Source organism: Gordonia metallireducens (genome assembly GCF_021245825.1).
In the GTDB taxonomy this organism is placed as follows: domain Bacteria; phylum Actinomycetota; class Actinomycetes; order Mycobacteriales; family Mycobacteriaceae; genus Gordonia; species Gordonia namibiensis.
In genome coordinates, this window is sequence record NZ_JAJQJP010000048.1 from 1 (window position 1) to 25,482 (window position 25,482).

The window sequence follows — 25,482 nt, forward strand, 5'->3', positions numbered from 1 at the left end:
GAAGCCGAGGCCCGCGCATGGATCGCCACCGTCGACGCCCCCAACGCGGAACTGATCGCCACGACGCGGTCACGGGCTGACACGATCATCGCCTGAGCGCTCACGACTTCCGTTCCCGCTCACCCAGTTTCGGTGAGCGGGAACGGAACCCGTGAGCGAAACCGCGGAAGGGGCCGAAGGTCAGCCGATCTCGATGAGCAGATCCCCCGGCGACACCTGGGTGACCGGGCCGATCGCGACGCGCGTGACCTTGCCGCCGACGGGTGCGGTGATGGCCGCCTCCATCTTCATCGCCTCGATGGTGCCGATCGTCGCGCCGACGGCGACCTCGTCGCCCACGTCGACCGACAGCGACACGACGCCCGCGAACGGCGCCCCGACGTGCTTCGGATTGGCGCGATCGGCCTTCTCGGCGCTGGCAACCGCGGAGTCGATGCTGTGGTCGCGGACCGCGATCGGACGCAGCTGACCGTTGAGCACGCACATCACGGTGCGCATGCCCTTCTCGTCCGGTTCGCTGATTGCCTCGAGACCGATCATCAGTTCCACGCCGGGCTCGAGGTTGACGCGGTGTTCCTCGCCGTACCGGAGACCGTAGAAGAACTGGTTCGCCGACAGCCGCGAGGTGTCACCGTAGGTCTCGTAGTGCTCCTCGAACTCCTTGGCGGGGCCGGGGAACAGCAGGTGGTTGAGACGCACCTGACGGTCGCGGCCGGGCTTGTCCAGGATCGCCTCGTCATCGGCGGTCAGCTGCTTGATCTCCGGCGCCGGCGCGCGGCCCTCGAGCGCAAGGCTGCGCAACGGCTCCGGCCAGCCACCGGGCGGGTCGCCGAGTTCGCCGCGCAGGAATCCGATCACCGAGTCGGGGATGTCGTAGGAGCTCGGGTCGGCGGCGAAGTCCGACGCGGTGATCCCCCGACCGACCAGTGCCAGCGCCAGATCACCGACGACCTTCGACGACGGCGTCACCTTGACCAGGCGACCCAGCATCGAGTCGGCTGCGGCGTAGGCCTGCTCGACGGCCTCGAACCGGTTGCCCAGACCGAGCGAGATGGCCTGTTGACGCAGGTTCGACAGCTGACCGCCGGGGATCTCGTGCGAGTACACGCGGCCGGTCGGGGCCGGGAGCCCGGACTCGAACGGCGCGTAGACCTTTCGCAGCGCCTCCCAGTACGGCTCGAGGTCGCAGACGCGAGCCAGGTCGATGCCGCTGTCGCGGTCGGTGTTCGCGGTCGCCGCGACGATCGCCGACAACGGGGGCTGACTGGTCGTGCCGGCCAGCGCGGCACTTGCACCGTCCACCGCGTCCGCACCGGCCTGCCAGGCCGCCATGTAGGTGGCCAGCTGACCACCCGGGGTGTCGTGGGTGTGCACGTGGATCGGCAGGTCGAAGTTCTTGCGCAGAGCCGTGACCAGCTTGGTCGCCGCCGGGGCGCGCAACAGACCGGCCATGTCCTTGATGGCGAGCACATGGGCACCGGCTTCGACGATCTGCTCGGCCAGACGCAGGTAGTAGTCGAGGGTGTACAGGTCCTCCGACGGCGACGACAGGTCACCGGTGTAGCTCATCGCCACCTCGGCCACCGCGGTCCCCGTCTCACGGACCGCGTCGATCGCCGGACGCATCGCGTCGATGTTGTTGAGCGCGTCGAAGATCCGGAAGATGTCGATGCCGACGTCGGTGGCCTCTTCGACGAAGGCCGTGGTGACCTTGGTCGGGTACGGCGTGTATCCGACGGTGTTGGCGCCGCGCAGCAGCATCTGCAGGCAGATGTTCGGCATCGCCTCACGCAACTGCGCCAGGCGATCCCACGGATCCTCCTTCAGGAAGCGCAGCGCCACATCGTAGGTCGCGCCGCCCCAGCACTCCACCGACAGCAGTTCCGGCGTCAGTGCCGCGACGTAGGGCGCGACGTTGACCAGACCCGTGGTGCGCACGCGGGTCGCGAGCAGCGATTGGTGTGCGTCACGGAAGGTGGTGTCGGTGATGCCCAGACGCGGGTTCTCCCGCAGATCGCGGGCGAATCCTTCCGGTCCGAGCTGCAGAAGACGCTGCCGCGAACCGTCTTTCGGCGACGCGAGCACGGCGCGCTCGACGGTGGGCAGCTTGTCCCGCGGGTACACCGTGGTCGGCCGCTCACCGTGCGGCTTGTTGACCGTCACGTCGGCGAGGTACGACAGGATCTTGGTACCGCGGTCGGCCGACACGCGCTGGGTCAGCAGACCCGGGCGCTCGTCGATGAACGAGGTGGTGACCCGACCGGCACGGAAGTCCGGATCGTCGAGCACGGCCTGCAGGAACGGGATGTTGGTCGCCACACCGCGGATGCGGAACTCGGCGACCGCGCGCCGGGCACGGCGCACCGCGGTCGGGAAATCCCGTCCACGACACGTCAGTTTGACCAGCATCGAGTCGAAGTGGCCGCTCACCTCGGCACCGAGGTTGGCACCGCCGTCGAGGCGGACACCCGCGCCGCCCGGGCTGCGGTAGGCGGTGATCCGACCCACGTCGGGGCGGAAGCCGTTCGACGGGTCCTCGGTGGTGATGCGGCACTGCAGCGCGGCGCCGCGGATACGGATGGACTCCTGCGACAGACCGAGATCGTCGAGGGACTCCCCCGCCGCGATGCGCAGCTGCGAGCTCACCAGGTCGACGTCGGTGATCTCCTCGGTGACGGTGTGCTCGACCTGGATGCGCGGGTTCATCTCGATGAACACGTGGCGTCCCTGCTCGTCGAGGAGGAACTCGACGGTGCCCGCGCAGGTGTAACCGATGTGACGGGCGAAGGCCACCGCGTCGGCACAGATCTTCTCCCGCAGCTCGTCCGAGAGGTTGGGGGCCGGCGCGAGCTCGATGACCTTCTGGTGGCGACGCTGCAGGCTGCAGTCGCGCTCGTACAGGTGGATGACGTTGCCATGGGTGTCGGCGAGGATCTGTACCTCGATGTGGCGCGGGTTGACCACGGCCTGCTCGAGGAACACCGTCGCGTCGCCGAACGCCGACTCCGCCTCACGCGATGCGGCGGCGATCGCCTCGGCCAGGTCGGCACGCTCGTCGACGCGACGCATGCCGCGTCCGCCACCGCCGGCGACGGCCTTGACGAAGACCGGGAAGTGCATGTCCTCGGCCGCGGCGAGCAGTTCGTCGAGATCCGACGACGGCTCCGAACTCGCCAGCACGGGGATTCCCGCAGCCTTGGCCGCGGCCACCGCGGTGGCCTTGTTGCCGGTCATCTCCAGGATGTCCGCACTCGGCCCGACGAAGGTGATCCCGGCCTCGGCACAGGCGGCGGCGAGGCCCTGGTTCTCCGACAGGAATCCGTAGCCGGGGTAGATCGCGTCGGCGCCGCACCGCACCGCTGCGGACACCACTTCCTCGACCGACAGGTATGCGCGCACGGGGTGGCCCGGCAGACCGATCTGATACGACTCGTCGGCCTTCAGGCGATGCACCGAGTTGCGATCCTCGTACGGGTACACCGCGACCGTGCGCGCCCCCAACTCGTAGGCGGCGCGGAACGCACGGATCGCGATCTCACCTCGGTTGGCAACCAGAACCTTGTCGAACATCGGGTGTTCCCTTTTCTCCCGCAGCGGCATTTTCGTCGAATTGTCGCCGGCCCGTTCACTTGACGGACCAATGAAGTACATCACGTGATCCTACTCACGCCGCAACCCACCCCGAGCACCCCCCACGACCTCCCCGAATCGCACCGAAACAGACTGCCGGACAAAGTAACCGGAACAGATTGCGCGGGCGTTGTGTAACGCTCTCACCGCAGGTGGGCAAGGTGAGAGATCACCAACGCGAAATACGGTCGAATACCGACCGATCGCTCTGTCGAAATTCGCTCGTACCGGAATCCGGATTGCGAATTAATCGGTCCGATTTCCGCAATACGGGTCGGCCTGCCCGTCCCGCGCGGCAGTGACCCACGCCGCAGGCTTTGGCCCGGCGGGTCGCCCACAACTAGCGTCGACCCCAGATCAGTCATGACAGACCGGGAGGTCAACACCGTGGGCTTCACACGCTTCGTCGCGCTCGGGGATTCGTTCACCGAAGGCGTCGGTGACACGGACCCGACCCGGCCCAACGGTCTGCGTGGATGGGCCGATCGGGTCGCCGAACAGCTCGCCGCACAGAACGAAGACTTCTCCTACGCGAACCTCGCGATCCGCGGCCGCCTGCTCGACGCCGTGATCGACGAGCAACTCGACAAGGCGATCGCGATGAACCCCGACCTCGTCACCCTCTACGCCGGCGGCAACGACATCATGCGCCCGTCGATCGATCTCGACGCGCTGCTCGCCCGCTACGACGAGGCCTTGGGCAAGCTGGTCGCCACGGGCGCCACGGTCGTGGTCTTCACCGCCTACGACACCGGCTGGGCCCCGGTGTTCCGCAAGCTGCGCGGCCGCATCGCCATCTACAACGAACTGCTCCGCGAGGTCGCCGAACGGCACGGCGTCGTCGTCTTCGATTACTGGCGACTCAAGGGTTACGACGATTACCGCATGTGGGACACCGACCGCCTGCACATGTCTCCTCTGGGCCACACCCGCATGGCCGCCGAGGTCCTCGATCTGCTCGGTGTGGAGCACGACATCACCCCCGTCGAGCTCGAGGCCGCCGCCGAACTGACCCGTCGCGAACAGCGTCGACAGAACGCCGAGTGGGCGCGCACCTTCCTCGGGCCGTGGATCATGCGGCGGGTGCGCGGCATCTCCTCCGGTGACGGCGTGACGCCCCGCTGGCCCGAATTGGTGTCCGGCGCGGATCTGCTCGCCCGCTGAAACCGCTACGCCCCGAAGGTCCCGGGAAGGGACGCAAACGTTCTCTCCCGAGGACGCCGGGATACTCTGGCCGTTCGGAGGTGTGAACCACACATGAGTACGACGGGCCGGATGAACGAGTGACGAGCAGGACCGAGACGAACGGATCGCAGGGCGAGGAGAAGCCGCACCCCGACACCTCCGCGGCGGCGGGCGACGAGCACACGCATCCCCGTGCGGCGGTCGCGGTGCTCTGCCTGGCCGGCATCGTCGTCGCCCTGATGCAGACGATCATCGTCCCGCTCATCCCGCAGCTGCCGACCCTGCTGAAGGCCGACGCGTCCAACACCACCTGGGCCATCACCATCACCCTGCTGGTGGGCGCCGTCGCCACCCCGATCGGCGGCCGGATCGGCGACATGTACGGCAAACGGCTCGCCATCCTGGGCAGCCTCGGCTTCGTCGCACTCGGCTCCGTCGCCTGTGCGCTCGCGACCTCGCTCCCGGTATTCATCCTCGGGCGCGGACTCCAGGGCCTCGGGTTCGGCATCGTGGCCCTGGGGATCAGTGTCATGCGCGACATCGTCCCGGCGCGCTACCTCGGCTCGGCCGTCGGCACGATGAGCGCCTCCCTCGGCATCGGCGGCGCCCTCGGTCTGCCGTTCGCCGCGGCGATCGCGCAGCACGTCAGCTGGCACGCCCTGTTCTGGTCCTGTGCGGCGGCGTCGACCCTTGCGGCGGTGGGCGTCGCTCTCACCCTCCCGTCGACCACGCCCTCATCGGGCGGGCGCTTCGACTTCCTCGGCGCGGTCGGGCTGACCGGCGTGCTGATCTGCCTCCTGCTGCCGCTGTCGAAGGGCGCGGTGTGGGGCTGGGGCAACCCGCTCACCCTCGGTTGCTTCGCCGGGTTCGTGGTGCTACTCGCCGTCTGGGGATTCGTCGAACTCCGTCGAGACAACCCGCTGATCGATCTCCGAATCCTCGGCGAGCGCCCTCTGCTCCTCACCAACCTGGCCTCGATCGCCACCGGCTTCGCCTTCTACGCGATGCAGCTCATCCCGATCCAGTTGCTCATGGCGCCGACCAACAGTCCCAACGGTTTCGGCTACGACATGGTCCATGCGAGCCTGATCCTCGCGCCGAGCGGTCTGGTGATGTTCGTGTTCTCGCACATCAGCGGACGGATCAACGCCATCTTCGGCGCGCGGATCTCCCTCGCGCTCGGTGGCGTCATCATCGGCGTCGGGTACATCGTCTTCATCGTGGGTCTGACCGGCCCCTGGTCGCTCACCTGGATCCACATGCTGGTCATCGCCTGCTGCATCGGCGCCGGCCTGGGCATCGCCTACTCCGCGATGCCCGCACTCATCATGCAGTCGGTGAGCGTCGAGCAGACCGGCGAGTCGAACGGTGTCAACGCCCTGATGCGGATCATCGGCACCTCCACCGCATCCGCGGTCGTCGGCATGCTCCTGACGTGGTCGATGATCGCCGTCGCCGGCCCCGGTGGTTCGACGATCGCGGTTCCGGCGAGCGACGGCTACCTGTGGGCCGCCGGTATCGCGCTGGCCACCTGCGTGGTCGCCACGGTGGTCGCACTGGCCATCCCGGCGCGGCGCGGACTCACCGAAACCCAGGTGTGACACCGGACCTCGCCGATCGCGGCCACCCGTCTGCAACGACCGGCACATCGAGATGCGCGGGCCGTCCGATCCACGTAGCGTGACGCCGTGCCCTCAGCGACGCTCATCGAGAACGCCTCCGTCCTCACCGTCGACGCGCAGCGTCGGGAGCTGCCCCGCGCGTCGGTGCTCGTCGAGGGTTCGACGATCGTCGCGGTGTCCACCGAGCCGATCGACGCCGGCGATGCCATCCGTGTCGACGGCCGCGGATGCGTCCTCACGCCGGGGCTGGTGAACACGCATCATCACCTCTACCAGTGGATCACGCGGGGGCTGGCGGCCGATCACACGCTGTTCCAGTGGCTCACCACGCTCTACCCGATCTGGGCCGGGATCGACGAAGAGGCCCTGCATGCCGCCGCCCTGGGCGGGCTGACCCAACTCGCGCTGTCGGGATGTACGACCACCACCGACCACCACTATGTGTTCCCGCGCGAGGGTGGCGATCTACTCGGGGCCGAGATCGCCGCCGCCGGCGAGATCGGGCTGCGTTTCCATCCCACCCGCGGATCGATGGACCTGTCGGAGAAGGACGGCGGACTGCCACCGGACACCGTGGTCCAGACGATCGACGAGATCCTCTCCGCCAGTGCCGATGCCGTTGCGCGGTGGCACGATCCGTCCCGCGACTCGATGCTGCGGATCGCGCTCGCGCCGTGTTCGCCGTTCTCCGTGACCGCCGACCTACTTCGCGAATCAGCGGTCCTGGCCCGCGAACTCGGCGTCCGCATGCACACGCACCTCGCCGAATCCGTCGACGAGAACACCTACTGTGCCGAGCATTTCGGTTCGACGCCGCTGGAGTACATGGAGTCGGTCGGATGGGTCGGTCCCGACGTGTGGTTCGCGCACGGAGTGGAATTCGACGATGCGGCGATCGCCCGCCTGGCGGCCACCTCCACCGGCATCGCCCACTGCCCCACCTCGAATGCCCGCCTGGGCAACGGGATCTGTCGCACCCGGGACCTCGTCGACGCCGGGGTACCCGTCGGACTCGGGGTCGACGGCGCGGCGTCGAACGAGTCCGCACGACTGCTCGAGGAGGCGCATCAGGCCGTCCTCATGGCTCGCGCGCGCGGTGGTCCGACCGCGTTGACCACCCGCACCGCGCTCGAGCTCGCGACCCGCGGCGGTGCGCGGGTGCTGGGCCGGGAGGACGAGATCGGGTCGATCGAACCCGGGAAGCTCGCCGACCTCGTACTGTGGGATCTGTCCACCGTCGCCCACTGCGACATCGACGATCCGGTGGCCGCGCTGGTCCTGGGAGCGATCCCACCGATCAAGGCGTCGTGGGTACAGGGCCGACAGGTGGTCGCCGCCGGCGACCTGCTCACGATCGACACCGAACAGATGACCACCGCCGTCGCGACGCAGCACCGCCGCCTGCTCGACAAGGCACGCTGATGGATCTCACCGCCGTCACCCAGTACCGATTCGCACGTTCGCGCGACGAGGTGTTCCCGGCACCCGGCGAGCAGCTCGTCGCCGGCGGCACGTGGGTCTTCTCCGAACCCCAGCCGGCCACCACCGGTCTCGTCGACCTCAGCGAAATGGGTTGGCAGTCGGTCGAAGACCTGCCCGACGGCGGTCTGCGTATCGGCGCCACCTGCACCATCGCCGAACTTGTCGCGCTGCCGCCGCGTCCCGGATTCCGCGCCCATCCGCTGTTCGCCCAGTGCGCGAACGCCCTTCTCGCGTCGTTCAAGATCTGGAACATGGCCACGGTCGGCGGCAACATCTGCCGTTCCTTCGCAGCGGCGTCGATGGTCTCCCTCGGCGTGGCACTCGACGCGACGGCACACATCTGGCATCCCGGGGGCGCCGATCGCGACGTCCCGGTCGCCGATCTGGTGATCGGCAACGGCATCAACGTCCTCGGCCCCGGGGAGGTCCTGCGGGCCGTCGACTTCCCCGCGCACGCACTCGCCGCCGTCACCGGGTTCCGCAAGATCGCCCTGGCCGACCTCGGCCGCTCGGGTGCGGTCGTGACCGGCCGCATCGATCCCGACGGCACGACGGTGTACGGGATCACGGCTGCCACCGAATGGCCCACGGTGCTGCGGTATCCCCGCCCGCCGACCGCGGACCGGTTGCGTCACGACATCGTCACCGCCCCCGGTTATTACACCGATCCGCTGGGATCGGCAGACTGGCGCCGCGGGGTGTCGGCGGTTCTCGCCGACGAGATCCGCGTCGAGCTCGACGGGACGGGGTAGGACGATGGAGTTCGAGGTCAACGGCGAGAAGATCGAGGCCGAACCGGCTGCTGGGCAATGCCTTCGGATGCTCCTGCGCCAGCGCGCCCACTTCGAGGTGAAGAAGGGTTGCGACGCAGGCGATTGCGGTGCGTGTTCGGTCCTCGTCGACGGACAGCCCGTGCACTCCTGCATCTTCCCCGCACAGCGTATCGCCGGAAAGTCGGTGACCACGGTCGCCGGCCTCGGCACCCCCGACGACCTGCACCCGGTACAGCAGTCCTTCGTGGACAACTTCGGCTTCCAGTGCGGGTTCTGCACCGCAGGCATGATCGTCACCGCCTCGACCCTCACCCCGGACGACCTCCCCGACCTGCCGCGTCGGATGAAGGGAAACATCTGTCGCTGCACCGGGTATCGCTCCATCAGGGACGCGATCGGAAACGCCGTGGCGTCCGATGGGCCGTACCAAGGCGGGAGCACGAACGGCGAGAGCAGCGCAGGGGTCGGCACCTCGGTGTGCCCGCCGGCGGCCCGACGCGTCGTGACCGGCACCGAGGCGTACACCTTCGACGTCCCAGTCGAGGGTGCACTGCACATCCACCTACTCGGTTCGCCGCACGCACACGCACGCATCTTGTCCATCGACACCAGCGACGCGTCCGCCCTCCCCGGCGTCGAGGCGATCCTGACCCACGAAAACGTCTCGACGCCAAGGTTTTCCACGGGGCGCCACCAGAACCGCCTCGAAGATCCCGACGACACACTGGTCTTCGATCCCATCGTGCGTTTCGTCGGGCAACGCGTCGCTGCCGTCGTCGCGGCGACCCCAGGGATCGCCGAACAGGCCGCGGCGCTGATCCGCGTCGACTACGAAGAGCTTCCCGCGGTCTTCGACCCCGAGGAGGCACGCTCCCCCGGGGCCCCGGTTCTCCATCCGGACCGCACCCCGGAAGACCGTGTCGTGGCGGCCGATCAGAACATCGTCGCGACCTTCCACGAAGGGTTCGGCGGCGACGTCGAGGAAGCGCTCGCCGCGTCGTCGACGACCGTGCACGGAACCTGGCGCACCGGACGGGTCAGCCACGCCCAGTTGGAGACCCACGGTTCGATCGCCTGGACTGATGCCACCGGTCGTCTGGTGGTCCGCACGAGCACGCAGGTCCCGTTCCTGGTGCGCGACGAAGTCGCGCGACTCCTCGACCTTCCGCCCGAGAAGGTCCGGGTGTTCAGCGGCCGCGTCGGCGGCGGATTCGGCGGCAAACAGGAGATGCTGACCGAGGATCTCGCCGCGGTCGCCACCCTGCGTACCGGCCGACCCTGCGTGTACGAGATGACCCGCACCGACGAGATGACCCGGACGACCTACCGCCACCCCATGCGCGTGACCGTGGATCTCGGCGCCGACGACGACGGCCGGCTCACCGCCCTCCGTGTGGACATGCTCTCCGACACCGGCGCATACGGCAACCACGCGATCGGCGTCATGTTCCATGCGTGCGCCGAATCGGTCTCGGTGTACAACTGCCCGGTCAAGCGGATCGACGCCGAGGCCGTCTACACCAACAACCCGCCGTCGGGCGCCTTCCGCGGGTACGGCCTGGGCCAGGTGATCTTCGCGGTCGAATCGGCGATGGACGAACTCGCGGTCCGACTCGGCATCGACCCCTTCGAACTCCGACGACGCAATGCCGTCTCCGACGGCGATCCGCTCCTCATCGCGCGCCCCGACCCCGAGGTCGACCTGGTGTACGGCAGTTACGGTCTCGACCAGTGCCTCGACCTCGCCGAATCCGCTCTGCGCCGCGGCAACGGCGCCGTCGTCCCGCCCGCCCCGCGATGGCGGGTCGGTGAGGGGATGGCTATCTCCGCGATCGCAACGATGGCCCCGCGCGGTCATTTCGCCGATGTCACCGTCGCCGTCGACTCCACAGGCGCTTACCATGTCGGCGTCGGTACCTGCGAGTTCGGCAACGGTACGACGACGGTGCACACGCAGATCGTCGCCTCGACGCTGTCGACCGATCCGGGCCGGGTCTCGTTGTGGCACGGGGACACCGACGCCGTCCCACACGACACCGGGGCGTTCGCCTCTGCGGGTACCACCGTCGCCGGAAAAGCTGTGTACGGCGCCTCCCTCGCGCTGCGCGACACGCTCGTCGACGCCGCGCGCCGACTCACCGGCGTCGATGCCGAACGCGTCGATCTGCGTCCGGACGGTGCGGTGGCCGGCGATCGGCTGATCGGATTCCGCGAACTGATCGACGCGGTCGACGAGCGCCACCGCGTGCGGTTCCCGGACGGTCCGCGCGCCGTCGCCATCGGTGAGGAACGGGGCGAGATGCGTTCCATCGCATTCGATGTGCAGGCCTTCCGGGTGGCGGTCGACACCGAGACCGGTACCGTCGCGATCCTGCAGTCGGTCCACGCCTCCGACGCCGGCACCGTGATGAACCCCGAGCAGTGTCGCGGTCAGGTCGAAGGCGGTGTCGCACAGGGTATCGGCGCCGCCCTTTTCGAGGAGATCATGCTCGAGAACGGATCACCCGTGACCAAGGTGTTCCGCACCTATCGTGTCCCCCAGATGGCGGACATCCCGTTCACCGAGGTGTACTTCGCCGAAACCGCCGACCAGCTCGGTCCTTTCGGCGCGAAGTCGATGTCGGAGTCACCCTTCAACCCGGTGGCGCCCGCACTGGCCAACGCCATCCGTCGGGCCCTCGATGTCCGCCCGTACGAGACGCCGATGTCGAGGGACCGGATCTGGCGTCTCACGCATCCCGAAGCCATTGCGAAAGAACCGACGTAATGGTGCGACAAACATCCGACAAATGATCGGTAAACCCGGGTCTCGTTTCCTCACGAGTTGGCGCCCAACTCATTTCATTTGAGAGTTCATTTCGGGACCAGATACCGAACAGTTCTCCGGAATTCCTGCGATTCCTCTCGGCGAGTCGCACACTCCTCACTGTCCACAGTCCAGAGGAGGGCGTCATGACACACACTGCACCAGGCGAAGAGCGCGGAACCCTGTCTGCCAAGCAGGGAATCGCCGCGGGGACGTCCATCGGCGCCGCGATCATCCTGATCGTCGTCGGAGTCGTCCAACTCGCGCAGGGGATCGCCGCCGTCGCCAAGGACGAGGTGTTCGTCCGCGGCATCGAATACGTCTACAAATTCGATATCTCCACGTGGGGATGGATCCACATCGTGCTGGGCGCCATCGCGATCATCGTCGGCGCCGGCCTCGTCAGCGGGGCGGGTTGGGCCCGGTTCACCGCCATCGTGATCGCCGGCCTGTCCATCATCGCGAACTTCCTGTGGCTGCCCTATTACCCGTGGTGGTCGATTCTGGTCATCGCACTCGACGTGGTCGTCATCTGGGCCGTCTCGACCTGGAATCCCAGAGCGGAGTACTGACGCCGACCGGCGCTAACCAGTTCATCGCTCGAAACCGCTCTGAGCGCGGTTTCGAGCGATGAAACGCGTAGGTCAGCCGCGCAGGAGTCCCTTGGCGACGTGGGTCACCTGGATCTCGTTGCTGCCGGCATAGATCATGAGCGACTTGGCATCTCGGGCGAGCTGCTCGACCCGGTACTCGGCCATGTAACCGTTGCCGCCGAACAGCTGGACGGCTTCCATCGCGACGTCGGTGGCGGCCTTCGACGAGTAGAGCTTCATCGCCGACGCCTCCGAGAGGCTCAGCGGCTTGCCCGCCTTGCCCCGCTCGATCGCACTGAAGAGCATGTTCTGCACATTGATGCGGGCGATCTCCATCTCGGCGAGCTTGAGCTGGATGAGCTGGAACTGGGCGATCTCCTGGCCCCACAGCTTGCGCGTCTTGGCGTAGTCGATCGACAGGCGCTGGGCCTCGTTGATGATGCCGAGCGAGAGCGCGGCGATTCCGACGCGTTCGGCGGTGAAACCGGCCTTGGCACCTTCGGAACCGCGCGAATCCTGACCGGTGTCCTCGGTCTCGCCGAGCAGACGGTCCTTGCCGACCCGGACGTTGTCGAAGAACAGCTCACCGGTGGGCGAGCTCATCATGCCCATCTTCTTGAACGGCTTGCCCTGTGTGAGGCCCGGCATGCCCTTGTCGAGGACGAAAGACAGCACCTTGCGGTCACGCATGGGGGTGCCGCTGCCGTCGTCGAGCTTCGCGAACACGACGATGGTGTCGGCGTACGGACCGTTGGTGATGAACGTCTTCTGGCCGTTGAGGATGTAGTCGTCACCGTCGCGGCGAACGGTGGTCTTCATGCCGCCGAGGGCGTCGGACCCCGAGTCGGGTTCGGTGATCGCCCAGGCGCCGACCTTCTCCATGGTGACCAGCTCGGGCAGCCAGCGCTTCTTCTGTGCGAGCGTGCCCTTGCCGCGGATCGTCGAGGCGGTCAGGCCCATGCTCACACCGAGCGAGGCGACGAGTCCCAGACACACACCTGCCAGTTCGATGTTGACCATCATGAACATCGAGCCGCTCATACCGCCGCCGTCGCCGGACGATTTCTTCTTCTCCCCGTTGGCCTCTGCCTCGAGTTCCTTCTCGAGCGCGTCCTTGGCCATCGCGTCGACCCCGAAGGTCGAGAGCAGCTTGCGGGTGATGTCGTACGGAGGCAGCACGCCGGACTCGAGCTCGTCGAGATGTGGTCGGATCTCCTTGTCGATGAACGCGCGCAACGCGTCCCGCACCATCAGATCTTCTTCGGACCACTCGAACATCGTCACTCTCCCCAGACAGTGCCCGCCGGGGGCGAACACGTTTCAGTTTTGCCGACTCAACTGTGTCAGGAGTCACTCGCGATGTCTAGGTACGTCCCCGCGGATCTGTTTCTTCAGGGCGAATTCTCAGGGGCCGGCCAGAAGTAGGAGGTCGCCGGCCGGACCTCGACCCGGAAGTACCCCGCGGCGTCGTCACACAGAAGTGCCTGTGCAACAGGCATCGCCACGACGACCGTCGCCACGTCGGCGTTCAGGGTGTTGCGCCGGTCGTGCACCCGCATCACGAACTCCTCGACGCTCTCGCCGCCGTGGGGCCGGGCCGCCGGGTCGGTGAAGAAGACCGCCAGCTCGCGAGGATCGATCTCCTCGGGCGCCGATCCCGCCCAGGTTCCGACGTCGAGCGTGCGGAGTTCCTCGTCGATCTCGGGGCGACCGCCCAGGAGCCGGACGCTCTCGAGTGTCGCGGGTTCCGGCCCACAGAAGGTCAGGGCCCCGACGACCGACGCCGCCAACGCTTCGATGTCGCGGCGACCGCGGTCGTCGAGGGGCGCTTCACCGCCGAAGCGCACCGATCGGTTGGGACCGGTGCGCCCGGCGGTGATGATCTGCATGAATCAAGGCGCTCAGCTCTGGGCGGCGTCGACCGTCCGGGAGGTGGCCGGGCTCTCCGACCGCGCCATCGCGCCGAGGACCAGCGCGAAGGTCACCGTCAGCACCGTCCAGAGGATGACCTGGTTGGTGATCGTGTACACGCGGAAGTCGGCGACGACGTCCGCGGGGAAGCCGGGGAACACGATCTGGCCGGCGTCGTTGCGCACCGGCTCCGGCACCTCGCTGAACGTCGGCAACAGCGCGATGGTGATGCCGACCGCGATCACGTACGCGGCGCCGCCCACCACGGCCGACACCAGTCCGCCGATCCGCGGCCGCAGCCACAGCGCGAGAACGACGGCCACGATCATCAGCACGACCGACACGATGGTGACGGTCAGGAATGCACCCGTCCGTTCCCCGATCGTGTCGTCGTCCCCGACCGCGGGCGGGTTGGCCGGGTAGGCGAAGAACGGCACACCGAAGACGGCGACGAAACCGATCGCCCCGAGGGCCCCGGCGACCGCCCGGGCGTCGACGGCCGGATACCGATTGCCCAGGTGGCTCCACAGCACGGTGAAGGCAACTGCGAAGAACGCCCCCATGCACAGGGCGAACACCAGGTTGCCGACTCCGGCGCCGAGGTTCTCCTGCATCGCGCGGGTGAAGACCTCACCACCCTCGCCGTGTGAATGACCGCCGGCTGCGTGAGCCAGCGCCTCTTCGGCTTCCGAGCGCTCGCCCTCGTAGTCGACGGCCTTCGACACCACGGGTTCGAGATAGAACCGCGCGAAGACGAACGAGATGATTCCGGCGATCAGGCCCGAGAGCAGACCTGCGCCGATGAATTTCTTCTCCATGTGAACTTGTCCCTACCTCTTCGGTCAGGCCGACTCAGTGGCAGGGAAAGCCGAGGAAGTGGCGGGAGTCGTGCACGAACTCGTGCACATAGGTGTTCTCGCCGAACACCGACACGACCCCCTGGTCGTAGCCGAGGAAGTAGTAGGCGAGCCCGGCCAGGAGGACCGTGAGGCTCAGCCAGAGCGCTGCGCTCGCGACCGAGAGATTCGGTACCGCCAGGGCGCGCGGAGAGGGTTTGACTGCTTCGGACGTACGGGGACCCGTCATGGGATTGTCCTTTCGCCGATCTCGCGTCGGAGAGTTGTGGATCAGATACCGCCGGCACGGCATCCTGACTCACGTCTTCTCTGGGGCACCGTCGAATCCCTCGACCGCGTCCCCGAGTCGGCGTTCACAGTGGCGCGACCGTTCCGGATTCTCACCGGATTCCCCGTACAGGCGTGTGTCGACTGTATACCCCGACCTGTCACACATGTGAGACATAGTGGATAGATGCCCCGCCCCTCTGTTCTCGATCGATTCACCGCCCCCACCCGGCGATGGTTCACGGGAGCGTTCACCAAGCCGACCGCAGCCCAGAAGGGCGCCTGGACCTCGATCGCCGACGGAGCGAACACCCTCGTCATCGCCCCGACCGGCTCCGGCAAGACCCTCGCGGCATTCCTGTGGGCGCTCGACCGACTCGCCGCCGACCCCGGTGAGCGCCGTCCGGGCACCAAGGTCGTCTACATCTCGCCGCTCAAGGCCCTCGCCGTCGACGTCGAGCGCAACCTGCGCGCACCGCTCACCGGGATCACGCGCGCGGCGCAGGAACTCAACCTCCCCGAACCGAACATCACGGTCGGCGTCCGCTCCGGCGACACCTCGGCCGCCGACCGCCGCGCGCTGGTGAAGACCCCGCCCGACATCCTGATCACCACGCCGGAGTCGCTGTACCTCATGCTGACCTCCGCGGCACGGGAGAGCCTCACCGACGTGGAGGCGATCATCGTCGACGAGGTCCACGCGGTCGCCGCGACCAAACGCGGCACACACCTCGCACTCACCCTCGAACGCCTCGACGAGCTGCTCGACAAGCCCGCGCAGCGGATCGGACTGTCGGCGACCGTCCGGCCGCCCGAGGTGGTCGCCGGGTTCCTCTCCGGGTCGGCGCCCTGCCAGGTGGTCAAGCCCAAGGCCGACAAGACCTTCGATCTCCGCGTCGACGTGCCGGTCGAGGACATGGCGAACATCCCGCCGGCACCCGGCCCCGAGGGTGCGGACTCCGCCGAGCTCGACGACGCCTTCTCCCCCACGGCCGGGTCGCTGTGGCCGTACGTGGAGGCGTCGATCGTCGACCAGATCGAGGCCAACCGGGCGACCATCGTGTTCGCGAACTCCCGGCGCCTCGCCGAGAAACTGACCGCTCGGCTCAACGAGATCCACGCGGAGCGGCAGGGCGTCACGACCGAGGCCACCGCCAACCCGACGGTCGCGGGTGGGGCTCCCGCATTCGTGATGGGTAGCGGTGCGAGTTCCGGTGCCGAGGCCGTCCTCGCGCGGGCGCACCACGGCTCGGTGAGCAAGGAGCAGCGCGCGCAGATCGAGGACGACCTCAAGGCCGGTCGCCTGTCCTGCGTCGTGGCGACCAGCTCGCTCGAACTCGGCATCGACATGGGAGCAGTCGATCTGGTGATCCAGGTCGAGGCCCCGCCGTCGGTGGCCAGCGGCCTGCAGCGCATCGGTCGCGCCGGCCACCAGGTCGGCGAGATCAGCCAGGGCATCCTCTACCCCAAACACCGCACCGACCTGCTGCACTGCACGGTCACCGTCGGCCGCATGCTCGACGGCGCGATCGAGGAGATCAAGGTTCCCCAGAACCCCCTCGACATCCTCGCGCAGCAGACCATCGCAGCCGCCGCCGTCGACGATCTCGAGGTCGACCACTGGTACGAGGTCGTGCGCCGCGCGGCGCCCTACCGCGATCTCGGGCGCGGGGTCTTCGACGCGACCCTCGACCTCATCGCCGGGCGCTTCCCCTCCGACGAGTTCGCCGAACTGCGGCCGCGGGTCAACTGGGACCGCGACGCGGGCGTGATCACGGGACGCCGAGGCGCCCAACGACTCGCCGTGACCTCCGGCGGCTCGATCCCCGACCGCGGGCTCTTCGGCGTCTTCATGGTCGGCGAGAAGTCAACGCGCGTAGGCGAACTCGACGAGGAGATGGTCTACGAGTCGCGGGTCGGCGACGTGTTCGCCCTCGGCGCGACCAGCTGGCGCATCGAGGACATCACCCACGACCGCGTCCTGGTGTCGCCGGCTTTCGGGCAACCCGGCCGGCTGCCGTTCTGGATCGGCGACGCCATCGGGCGGCCCGCCGAACTGGGTGCGGCGATCGGTGCGTTCACCGGGGCCATCGCCGATCCCGGCAAGCTCGACACCCATGCCGAACGGTTGGGACTCACCGAGAACGCCCGCACCAACCTCGCCACCCTCATCGCCGAGCAGCGCGAGGCGACCGGTCACCTCCCCACCGACCGGACGCTCGTCGTCGAACGGTTCCGCGACGAACTCGGCGACTGGCGCGTCATCCTGCACTCGCCTTACGGCCTGCGCGTCCACGCGCCGTGGGCGAGCGCCATCTCCCAGCGACTCCTCGCGACGCTGGGCATCGAGGGCGCCACCACCGCGTCCGACGACGGGATCATCCTGCGTCTCCCCGACACCGACGACGCTCCCCCGGGTGCCGACGTATTCCTCCTCGATCCCGACGAGGTCGAGCAGCTCGTCACCGACGGCCTCGCCGACTCGTCGATGTTCGCGTCACGGTTCCGCGAATGTGCCGCTCGCGCACTGCTTCTGCCGCGGCGCGATCCCGGCCGGCGCGCGCCGCTCTGGCAGCAGCGCCAGCGCAGCGCCCAATTGCTCTCCGTCGCATCGAAGTTCCCGGACTTCCCGATCGTGCTCGAGGCGGTTCGCGAGTGCCTGCAGGACGTGTACGACCTCCCGGCACTGCTCGATCTGCTCGGCCGCATCCGGTCACGCCGCATTCGCGTCGTGGAGACCGAGACCCCGAGTCCGTCGCCGTTCGCGGCGTCGCTGCTGTTCGGCTACGTCGGCGCCTTCATGTACGCCGACGACGCTCCACTCGCCGAACGCCGGGCGGCTGCACTGTCCCTCGACACCAGCCTCCTCGCACAACTGCTCGGCCGGGTGGATCTCCGCGAACTGCTCGACCCCGGGGTCATCGCCGAGGTCATCGCCCGCCTGCAACGTCTGTCCCCCGAGCGGCAGGCGCGTGACGCCGAGGACGTGGTCGACCTGCTCCGCTGGCTCGGACCCCTGACCACCGAAGAGGTGGGGGAACGATACCGGGGAGAAGCAGCAGTGGCCGATGTGCTGGCCGACCTGCACCGCAGCGGACAGATCATCTCGATCAACCACAACCGGCGCGCGCTGTGGGCATCTATCGACGACACCGCACGGCTGCGCGACGCCCTCGGGGTCCCGGCGCCGATGGGCATCCCGGCCGCCTACCTCGAGCCGGTACCCGACCCGGTGGGCGATCTCATCGGGCGCTACGCCCGCACCCACGGGCCGTTCACCGTCACCGACGCGGCGGCGTCCCTTGGGATCGCCACCGCGGTCGTCCGCGACACCCTGGCCCGCCTGGCCACGGAACGGCGCGTCGTCGAAGGCGATTTCCTGCCCGAGACCGGCACCGCCGATCCGGCTCAGGGCGCGTCACCGACCACCCAGTGGTGTCACACCGACGTCCTCGGTCAGATCCGGCGCGGGTCGCTCGCGGCGAGCCGGGCCGAGGTCGCGCCGGTCGGCACCGAGGTGCTCACCCGCTTCCTCGTGGAATGGCAGCACGGTTCGCCCGGCACCCAGCTGCGCGGGATCGACGGCGTCGCGACCGTCATCGACCAGTTGGCCGGGTACCCGCTGCCGGCGTCGGCCTGGGAGTCGTTGATCCTGCCCGCGCGTGTCTCCGATTACGCCCCGTCCATGCTCGACGAACTGCTGAGCAGTGGCGAGGTCGTGTGGTCGGGGCACGGCCGCATCGGCAACGCCGACGGTTGGGTGGCCCTGCACCCGGCCGACGTCGCCGCCTTCACCATCGCCGAGGCCGACACGATCGACACCACGACCGTGCACGACGCGATCACCACCGCGCTGCAACCCGGTGGTGCACTGAGATTCCCGCAGATCGCCGGGGACATCAGCACCGGTACCACGACGCCGGCCGCGGACATCGAGTCGGCGCTCTGGGACCTGGTCTGGGCGGGACAGGTCAGCAACGACACGTTCGCGCCCGTCCGTGCACTGCTGCATCCGCGGCGCAACCCGACGACGCCACGGTCGGCGCCCGCGCACCGCGCCCGGGGTCGGGCACCCCGGCTCCGCGCCGGCCGCCTGTCCGCGCGATACCTGACCGAGCACGCATCCGGACCGCCGGTGTCGCCGACCGCGAGCGGGCGTTGGTTCGCGCTGGACCGACCCGAGATCGACTCGACCATTGCCACACAGGCCCTGTGCGACCAACTGCTCACGCGCTACGGAGTGATCACGCGCGGCAGCGTCGTCGCCGAAGAGGTGACCGGCGGTTTCGCCCGGGTCTACAAGGCACTCACCGTCTTCGAGGACAACGGCCAGGTCCGCCGCGGCTACTACGTCGACGGTCTCGGCGGCGCACAGTTCGCCTCCCCGGCCACCGTCGACGAGTTGCGGCGTCACGCTCTCCCCGACCGCAAGCCACCGCGCGAGGCGACCATCCTCGCCGCCACCGACCCGGCCAACCCGTACGGTGCGGCGTTGGAGTGGCCACGATCCCGCGACGCCGACGCCGGACACCGCCCGGGCCGCAAGCCTGGTGCCCTGGTGGTGCTCGTCGACGGCGACCTCGTGTGCTTCGTCGAGCGGGGCGGCAAGACGCTGCTGACGTTCACCGACTCGATCCCGTCGCTGGAATCCGCCGCCGGTGCGCTGGTGGCCCTGGTACGCGCCGGCCGGATCTCCCGGCTGACGATCGACCAGATCGACTCGGAGCCGGTGCGCGCCACCGATTTCGGCAAGGTCCTCGTCGAGGCCGGTTTCGCCACGACCCCGCGCGGCATCCGACTCCGGTACGGAACCCATGCCTGAGGGCGACACCGTCTTCGCCGCGGCCGCCCGGCTGCGTCAAGGGTTGGCGGGACACACCCTCACCTCGACGCAGTTCCGTATACCGTCGCTGGCGACGTCGGACCTGTCGGGACGGACCGTCGTCTCCGTCCGGTCGCGGGGCAAGCATCTGCTCATCGACGTCGGCGAGAGTGAGCCCGGTGCGGGCGACGCGCTCAGCATCCATTCGCATCTCAAGATGGAAGGTGTCTGGCACGTCCATCGCCGGGGCCAGAAGTGGCGCCGCCCCGCCTATCAGGCGCGCGCCGTCCTCCGCACCGACGACACCGAGGCGGTCGGCTTCGACCTCGGCACGCTCGAACTGCTCGCCGACCCGGACGCTGCCCTCGCCTACCTGGGCCCGGACCTGCTGGCCGACGACTTCGACCGCGAGGAGGCGATCCGACGCCTCGCCGCCGACCCGGAGCAGACCATCGGCGCGGCACTCCTCGACCAACGGCTGATGGCCGGCGTCGGCAACGTCTTCCGCAGCGAGATCTGTTATCTCCGTGGCGTTCTCCCTACACGCCCGGTCGGCGAGGTGGATCTCGGTCCGATGGTCGACCTCAGCCGACGCCTGTTGTGGGCCAACCGGATGCGCTCGGCCCGGACGACCACCGGCCAGACGTCACCCAACGGACGAATGTGGGTGTACGGCCGCAAGGGACAACTGTGCCGCCGGTGCGCGACGATCATCAGACGCGGCGAGATCCCGTCGACCGGCGGAGATCGATCCATCTACTGGTGCCCGCGCTGCCAGACCTGACACGCAAACCCACCCTTCCTCGGCAAACCCAGCACCTGCCCGGGTGCTGGGTTTGCCGAAAAAGGGTGGGTTTGCGAAGCGGCGTCAGACGGGATACCGCTCGGGCTCGGGACCGAACTCGAAGCGGCGCGCGGTGATCTCGTCGACGGCGATCTCCACGTAGTTGTATTTCACCGTCGCGATCCACGGACGCAGGGGCAGCTTGTCGGCCGCCTCGATGTCGCCGAACGACGTCAGGATGCGGGCCGTTCCCTTGGCGACGACGCTCCAGCCGCCGGTGTCGGTGTGGGCGTCGGTCTCGAACGCCGCCCGGTCGTTCACGACGAGTTCGGAGAGCTTCGTCCCCTCGCCGGTGCGCAGGGTGATCTTGCCGTCCGCGGCATGATAGTTGACGGGGAAGATATCGGGTGAACCGTTGACGCTCAACGCGATACGACCCAACTCGGCGGAGCCGAGCAGTTCCCACGCCTCGTGCGGGCCGAGGACCTGAACCGGAGTCTCTGTCATGACCAGTCCCTTCTCTCCCCCACTCTCGATCCTGCCGCGGGACAGTGGGATCGAACAGAGACCAACGACCCACCTGTCCGGGACACAATGTCACCGAACCGGTGGGTCCGACGATCTCACTCGGGGACGGGCACCGGTTCCAGGATCTCCGACCGCGCCTCGGGGGCGGCGGCGCGCAGCGCGTCGGCGGAGTCGTCGTCGGGCTGCTGCTGCGAGGCCACCTCGGCTTCGACCCGGGCGATGTAGGTCGCGACCTCGAAGTCGCGCTGCTCGGTGGTCCAGTCCAGGATCGGGGCGAGGAGGTCGGCGACCTCGTCGGCGCAGTCGACGCCGCGGTGTGAGTACTCGATCGCGATCCGGGTCCGCCGGGCCAGGACGTCCTCGAGATGCAGGGCGGCCTCGTCGATCGCGGCGTACACCACCTCGACGCGCAGGTACTGCGGGGCGGCGGCCAGCGGCGCGAGCAGCGAACGGTCTTCCTGGGCGTAGTAGAGCACGTCGTCGATGAGCGAGCCGTAGCGGTTGAGGAGCCGCCGAATCCGGTACGGGTGCAGGCCGTATCGCTGCCCGAGGTGCTCGCACTGGTTGATCAGGGCGAAGTAGCCGTCCGCACCGAGCAGCGGCACCCGCTCGGTGATCGACGGCGCCACCCGGGTGGGGATGAAGTCGTTGCAGGCGTCGACGGCGTCGGCGGCCATGACCCGGTAGGTGGTGTACTTGCCGCCCGCGATCGACACCAGACCCGGCGCAACTGTGGCGACGGCGTGCTCGCGCGAGAGCTTCGACGTCTCGTCGTCCTCACCTGCCAGCAGCGGGCGCAGGCCGGCGTAGACGCCTTCGATGTCGTCGTGGTTCAGCTTGGTGACCAGCACCTCGTTGACGCGTTCGAGGATGTAGTCGATGTCGGCCCGGGTGGCGGCCGGATGCGCGAGGTCGAGGTTCCAGTCGGTGTCGGTGGTGCCGATGATCCAGTGCGTCTCCCACGGGATGACGAACAGCACCGAGTTGGCCGTGCGCAGGATGATCGCGGTCTCGCTGACGATCCGGTCGCGCGGGACCACGATGTGCACGCCCTTCGACGCGCGCACCTTGAAGTGTCCGCGCTGCTTGGACAATGCCTGCACCTCGTCGGTCCACACTCCGGCGGCGTTGATGACGCAGTGGGCGCGCACCTCGGTGACGTCGCCGTTCTCGGTGTCGCGCACGCGGACCCCGAGGACACGGTCGGATTCGCGGAGGAAACCGGTCACCTGCGTCGAGGTGCGGATGACCGCGCCGTAGTTGGCCGCGGTGCGGGCCACCGTGAGGCTGTGCCGCGCGTCGTCGACAACCGTGTCGTAGTACCGGATTCCGCCGATGAGCGAGCTGCGTTTGAGCGCGGGGGCCACGCGCAGGGCACCCGAGCGGGTCACATGCTTCTGCCCGGGCACCGATTTCGCGCCGCCCATGCGGTCGTAGAGGAAGATTCCCGCCGCGACGTACGGGCGCTCCCAGACCCGCTGCGTCAGCGGATAGAGAAACGGCAGGGGTTTCACCAGGTGCGGGGCCAGCAGTCGCAGCGAGAGCTCGCGCTCCTTGAGTGCCTCACGCACCAGCCCGAATTCGAGTTGCTCCAGGTAGCGCAGGCCGCCGTGGAACATCTTCGACGACCGGCTCGACGTCCCCGAGGCGATGTCGCGGGCCTCGACCAGCGCCACCCGCAGACCGCGCGTGGCGGCGTCGAGTGCGGCACCCACGCCGACCACCCCGCCGCCGATCACGACGACGTCGAACTGTTCCTCACCGAGACGTCGCCACGCTTCGGCTCGGTAGAGCGGGCCCATGTCCGCCGGCCGGTCCGGGTTGAACTCGGTGTTCATGTTCGCCGAGCCTAATTGATCTCGGGCCGCACCACAGCGTGCGACACTGACGGCGTGGGCAGTTCAGGCAAATACGTGGCGGCGATCGACCAGGGCACCACCTCCACCCGGGCGATGATCTTCGACCACAAGGGGCGCGTCGTCGGCGTCGAACAACTCGAACACGAACAGATCTTCCCGCGGGCAGGCTGGGTCGAACACGACGCCGCCGAGATCTGGCGCAACACCCGCCGCGTGGGTGCCGCCGCGCTGGCCTCGGCCGAGCTGACCGCCAAGGACATCGTCGCCTGCGGCATCACCAATCAGCGCGAGACGACGGTGATCTGGGACCGCGAGTCCGGGAAGCCGGTCCACAACGCGATCGTCTGGCAGGACACCCGCACCAGCGACGTGTGCGAAGAACTCGCCGGTGACGTCGGCGTCGACCGCTTCCGCGAACGCACCGGTCTGCCGTTGTCCACCTACTTCGCCGGCCCGAAGGTCCGCTGGCTGCTCGACCACGTCGACGGTCTGCGCGAACGCGCCGAGGCCGGTGAATTGTGCTTCGGCACAATGGATTCCTGGATCGCATGGAACATGACCGGTGGTGTCGACGGCGGGCAGCACGTCACCGACGTCACCAACGCCTCACGCACCATGCTCATGGATCTGCGGACGTTGAGCTGGGATGAGGAGATCTGCGAGGCGATGGGCATCCCGATGTCCATGCTGCCCGAGATCCGCAGCTCGTCCGGCGAATTCGGATCGCTGCGCGGGAACGGCCCACTGCCCGACGTCCCGCTGACCGGCATCCTCGGCGATCAGCAGGCCGCCACCTTCGGTCAGGCCTGCCTGAACCCCGGCGAGGCCAAGAACACCTACGGGACCGGGAACTTCCTGTTGCTCAACACCGGCACCGAGCCGGTGTTCAGCGAGCACGGCCTGCTGACGACGGTCTGCTATCGCATCGGTGACCAGCAGACGCGGTACGCGCTCGAGGGATCGATCGCCGTGACCGGGTCGCTCATCCAGTGGCTGCGCGACAATCTCGGCCTCTTCCCGGTGGCGTCGGATGTCGAGAAGCTCGCCGCGGAGGTCGACGACAACGGCGGCGCGTACTTCGTCCCGGCGTTCTCCGGTCTGTTCGCACCGCGCTGGCGCTCGGATGCCCGCGGCGTGATCGTCGGCCTGACCCGTTTCGTCAACAAGGGCCACCTGGCCCGGGCGGCATTGGAGGCCAGCGCCTTCCAGACCCGCGAGGTAATCGAGGCGATGCAGGCCGACGCCGGCATGGAACTGTCCACACTCAAGGTCGACGGCGGGATGGTGGTCAACGAGCTGCTGATGCAGTTCCAGGCCGACATCCTCGACGTCCCCGTGGTGCGTCCCGTGGTCAACGAGACCACCGCGCTGGGTGCGGCCTACGCCGCCGGCCTGGCCGTGGGGTACTGGGAGAGCGAGGACGAGATCCGCGCCAACTGGGCCGAGGACAAGCGGTGGAAGCCCACGATGGCCGAAGAGGAACGGGACCGCCTGTACGCCGAGTGGAACCGCGCCGTCGAGCACAGCTTCGGCCTGGCGTGACCCATGCTTTCGGCGTGACTCAGGCGACGAAGTCGGCGAGGACACCGACGACGCCCGCGCTGCCGCCGAGGGCCGCGGCAGCCTCGTAGGCCGCCTCTCGTAGGGCCGTTCGCGGTGCCTCGGCCGTCGTCGTCACCGACATGGCCGCGAGGACGCAGTCGAGGGCCCGGGCACGCCGGAAGCAGTCGAGCTGGGCGCCGACGTCGCCGCGGCGCTGATGCGCGAACGAGTCGAAGTCATGTTGCGCGGCAACGACTCTCAACGCACCCACGCCCGCCGGGTCGGCGCTGCCCTGCTGGCGCCACTGCCGGATCACGTCGCGGACCTCGGGCGTCGACGCACCCGTCACGTCCATCACCGTCGCGACGAGGAGGTGCAGACACCGGGTGATGTCCTCGTCCGGTACGGCAGAGGCGAGCCGGGCGACACCCCCGGGCAGCCGGTCGACCCGGCTCAACATGTTCGACCCCGCGTGTCCGGCAACGATGTGTCGCCGCCGCCGGTACCCGCGTCGAAGGTGTCCGACGAACGATCCGGCAGGGTGAGCGCCTCCCCCGGCGCGGGCCGGAAGGCAGGGGTCTCGGACGGGGCCGAAGCCCCTCTGGGAATCCAGTCGCCGATGACCGGCGGCCCGACGAGCGGCAGATCGCCGACGATCTCCGCGCCGTGCTCCCGGTTGTGCAGATAGGGCGCAGCCTTGTGCTGGTCGTCGTTCTCGGCCCCGGGCCGGCGGCCCATCGGCGGCGCGCCGGCCGGGCCCACCGGTGGGGTGATCCCGGCACGCGGTGACGCGGTGCTCGCGGCGGGCGGCGTCGATGCCG

At 68.5% G+C, this 25,482-nt stretch carries 17 protein-coding genes, 1 pseudogene and 1 riboswitch; of the genes and pseudogenes, 9 read left to right on the forward strand and 9 right to left on the reverse strand.

Annotated elements, in window-relative coordinates; genetic code table 11:
- Positions 1 to 180 precede the first annotated feature (180 nt).
- Positions 181 to 3,570 carry a pyruvate carboxylase gene (locus LQD00_RS18770; RefSeq protein WP_232718735.1) on the reverse strand — a complete coding sequence of 1,130 codons (3,390 nt, stop codon included), beginning with the start codon at positions 3,568 to 3,570 and terminating at the stop codon, positions 181 to 183.
- Positions 3,571 to 3,993: 423 nt separating this feature from the next.
- On the opposite strand from LQD00_RS18770, the gene LQD00_RS18775 reads away from it, so the two are divergent.
- The 6 genes from LQD00_RS18775 (at position 3,994) to LQD00_RS18800 (ending at position 12,070) form a co-directional block, all read left to right on the forward strand.
- Complete coding sequence (locus LQD00_RS18775; protein ID WP_232718736.1) at positions 3,994 to 4,794, forward strand: SGNH/GDSL hydrolase family protein; 801 nt, start codon at positions 3,994 to 3,996, stop codon at positions 4,792 to 4,794.
- A gap of 119 nt (positions 4,795 to 4,913) precedes the next feature.
- Positions 4,914 to 6,416 (forward strand): MFS transporter, encoded by a 1,503-nt coding sequence (locus tag LQD00_RS18780; protein WP_232718737.1) that lies wholly within the window; start codon positions 4,914 to 4,916, stop codon positions 6,414 to 6,416.
- 87 nt (positions 6,417 to 6,503) lie between these two features.
- Complete coding sequence (locus tag LQD00_RS18785; protein ID WP_232718739.1) at positions 6,504 to 7,859, forward strand: 8-oxoguanine deaminase; 1,356 nt, start codon at positions 6,504 to 6,506, stop codon at positions 7,857 to 7,859.
- A complete protein-coding gene (locus LQD00_RS18790) occupies positions 7,859 to 8,671 on the forward strand; it encodes an FAD binding domain-containing protein (protein ID WP_232718743.1) in 813 nt (270 codons plus the stop codon). The genes LQD00_RS18785 and LQD00_RS18790 overlap by 1 nt, the downstream gene beginning before the upstream one ends.
- 4 nt (positions 8,672 to 8,675) lie before the next feature.
- Positions 8,676 to 11,459 (forward strand): molybdopterin-dependent oxidoreductase, encoded by a 2,784-nt coding sequence (locus LQD00_RS18795; RefSeq protein ID WP_232718749.1) that lies wholly within the window; start codon positions 8,676 to 8,678, stop codon positions 11,457 to 11,459.
- Between the two features lie 185 nt (positions 11,460 to 11,644).
- On the forward strand, positions 11,645 to 12,070 hold the full coding sequence (locus LQD00_RS18800; RefSeq protein ID WP_232718750.1) for a DUF7144 family membrane protein: 426 nt from the start codon (positions 11,645 to 11,647) through the stop codon (positions 12,068 to 12,070).
- Positions 12,071 to 12,142: 72 nt separating this feature from the next.
- Here LQD00_RS18800 and LQD00_RS18805 read toward each other — a convergent pair whose 3' ends face one another.
- The 4 genes from LQD00_RS18805 to LQD00_RS18820 all read right to left on the reverse strand — a co-directional run bounded on the left by LQD00_RS18805 (position 12,143) and on the right by LQD00_RS18820 (position 15,088).
- Entirely contained in the window at positions 12,143 to 13,369 is a 1,227-nt protein-coding gene (locus LQD00_RS18805; protein ID WP_039880074.1) for an acyl-CoA dehydrogenase family protein, read from the reverse strand.
- A gap of 113 nt (positions 13,370 to 13,482) precedes the next feature.
- A complete protein-coding gene (locus tag LQD00_RS18810) occupies positions 13,483 to 13,980 on the reverse strand; it encodes a histidine phosphatase family protein (protein ID WP_232718752.1) in 498 nt (165 codons plus the stop codon).
- 12 nt (positions 13,981 to 13,992) lie between these two features.
- Complete coding sequence (locus LQD00_RS18815; RefSeq protein ID WP_232718754.1) at positions 13,993 to 14,820, reverse strand: CbtA family protein; 828 nt, start codon at positions 14,818 to 14,820, stop codon at positions 13,993 to 13,995.
- Between the two features lie 34 nt (positions 14,821 to 14,854).
- Positions 14,855 to 15,088, reverse strand: coding sequence for a CbtB domain-containing protein (locus LQD00_RS18820; RefSeq protein ID WP_232718756.1), 234 nt, complete (start codon positions 15,086 to 15,088; stop codon positions 14,855 to 14,857).
- A gap of 36 nt (positions 15,089 to 15,124) precedes the next feature.
- Positions 15,125 to 15,303, reverse strand: a riboswitch (cobalamin riboswitch).
- A 10-nt stretch (positions 15,304 to 15,313) separates the two neighbouring features.
- On the opposite strand from LQD00_RS18820, the gene LQD00_RS18825 reads away from it, so the two are divergent.
- Both LQD00_RS18825 and LQD00_RS18830 read left to right on the forward strand, forming a co-directional pair.
- Positions 15,314 to 19,948 (forward strand): ATP-dependent helicase, encoded by a 4,635-nt coding sequence (locus LQD00_RS18825; protein ID WP_232718760.1) that lies wholly within the window; start codon positions 15,314 to 15,316, stop codon positions 19,946 to 19,948.
- Positions 19,941 to 20,732: a DNA-formamidopyrimidine glycosylase family protein gene (locus LQD00_RS18830; protein WP_232718761.1), complete on the forward strand. Its 792-nt coding sequence runs from the start codon at positions 19,941 to 19,943 to the stop codon at positions 20,730 to 20,732. The genes LQD00_RS18825 and LQD00_RS18830 overlap by 8 nt, the downstream gene beginning before the upstream one ends.
- 84 nt (positions 20,733 to 20,816) lie before the next feature.
- On the opposite strand, the gene LQD00_RS18835 is transcribed toward LQD00_RS18830, so the two are convergent.
- Together LQD00_RS18835 and glpD are read right to left on the reverse strand one after the other, a co-directional pair.
- On the reverse strand, positions 20,817 to 21,239 hold the full coding sequence (locus LQD00_RS18835) for a pyridoxamine 5'-phosphate oxidase family protein (protein ID WP_232718762.1): 423 nt from the start codon (positions 21,237 to 21,239) through the stop codon (positions 20,817 to 20,819).
- A 116-nt stretch (positions 21,240 to 21,355) separates the two neighbouring features.
- Positions 21,356 to 23,098, reverse strand: a complete 1,743-nt coding sequence (gene glpD / locus LQD00_RS18840) for a glycerol-3-phosphate dehydrogenase (RefSeq protein WP_232718763.1) — start codon at positions 23,096 to 23,098, stop codon at positions 21,356 to 21,358.
- A gap of 75 nt (positions 23,099 to 23,173) precedes the next feature.
- Here glpD and glpK point away from each other — a divergent pair, with 75 nt between their 5' ends.
- Entirely contained in the window at positions 23,174 to 24,661 is a 1,488-nt protein-coding gene (glpK, locus tag LQD00_RS18845; RefSeq protein ID WP_232718765.1) for a glycerol kinase GlpK, read from the forward strand.
- 19 nt (positions 24,662 to 24,680) lie between these two features.
- On the opposite strand, the gene LQD00_RS18850 is transcribed toward glpK, so the two are convergent.
- Both LQD00_RS18850 and LQD00_RS18855 read right to left on the reverse strand, forming a co-directional pair.
- Positions 24,681 to 25,121 carry a hypothetical protein gene (locus tag LQD00_RS18850; protein ID WP_232718764.1) on the reverse strand — a complete coding sequence of 147 codons (441 nt, stop codon included), beginning with the start codon at positions 25,119 to 25,121 and terminating at the stop codon, positions 24,681 to 24,683.
- Positions 25,115 to 25,482 (reverse strand): annotated as a pseudogene (locus LQD00_RS18855) (hypothetical protein); the annotation flags it as partial. The pseudogene LQD00_RS18855 and the gene LQD00_RS18850, both read right to left, overlap by 7 nt.

Bases quoted from the DNA above. Each gene is read 5' to 3' on its own strand.
- LQD00_RS18770 (WP_232718735.1), bottom strand. From the start codon at position 3,570: ATGTTCGACAAGGTTCTGGTTGCCAACCGAGGTGAGATCGCGATCCGT.
- LQD00_RS18775 (WP_232718736.1), top strand. From the start codon at position 3,994: ATGACAGACCGGGAGGTCAACACCGTGGGCTTCACACGCTTCGTCGCG.
- LQD00_RS18790 (WP_232718743.1), top strand. From the start codon at position 7,859: ATGGATCTCACCGCCGTCACCCAGTACCGATTCGCACGTTCGCGCGAC.
- LQD00_RS18795 (WP_232718749.1), top strand. From the start codon at position 8,676: ATGGAGTTCGAGGTCAACGGCGAGAAGATCGAGGCCGAACCGGCTGCT.
- LQD00_RS18800 (WP_232718750.1), top strand. From the start codon at position 11,645: ATGACACACACTGCACCAGGCGAAGAGCGCGGAACCCTGTCTGCCAAG.
- LQD00_RS18805 (WP_039880074.1), bottom strand. From the start codon at position 13,369: ATGTTCGAGTGGTCCGAAGAAGATCTGATGGTGCGGGACGCGTTGCGC.
- LQD00_RS18810 (WP_232718752.1), bottom strand. From the start codon at position 13,980: ATGCAGATCATCACCGCCGGGCGCACCGGTCCCAACCGATCGGTGCGC.
- LQD00_RS18815 (WP_232718754.1), bottom strand. From the start codon at position 14,820: ATGGAGAAGAAATTCATCGGCGCAGGTCTGCTCTCGGGCCTGATCGCC.
- LQD00_RS18820 (WP_232718756.1), bottom strand. From the start codon at position 15,088: ATGACGGGTCCCCGTACGTCCGAAGCAGTCAAACCCTCTCCGCGCGCC.
- LQD00_RS18825 (WP_232718760.1), top strand. From the start codon at position 15,314: ATGCCCCGCCCCTCTGTTCTCGATCGATTCACCGCCCCCACCCGGCGA.
- LQD00_RS18830 (WP_232718761.1), top strand. From the start codon at position 19,941: ATGCCTGAGGGCGACACCGTCTTCGCCGCGGCCGCCCGGCTGCGTCAA.
- LQD00_RS18835 (WP_232718762.1), bottom strand. From the start codon at position 21,239: ATGACAGAGACTCCGGTTCAGGTCCTCGGCCCGCACGAGGCGTGGGAA.
- glpD (WP_232718763.1), bottom strand. From the start codon at position 23,098: ATGAACACCGAGTTCAACCCGGACCGGCCGGCGGACATGGGCCCGCTC.
- LQD00_RS18850 (WP_232718764.1), bottom strand. From the start codon at position 25,121: ATGTTGAGCCGGGTCGACCGGCTGCCCGGGGGTGTCGCCCGGCTCGCC.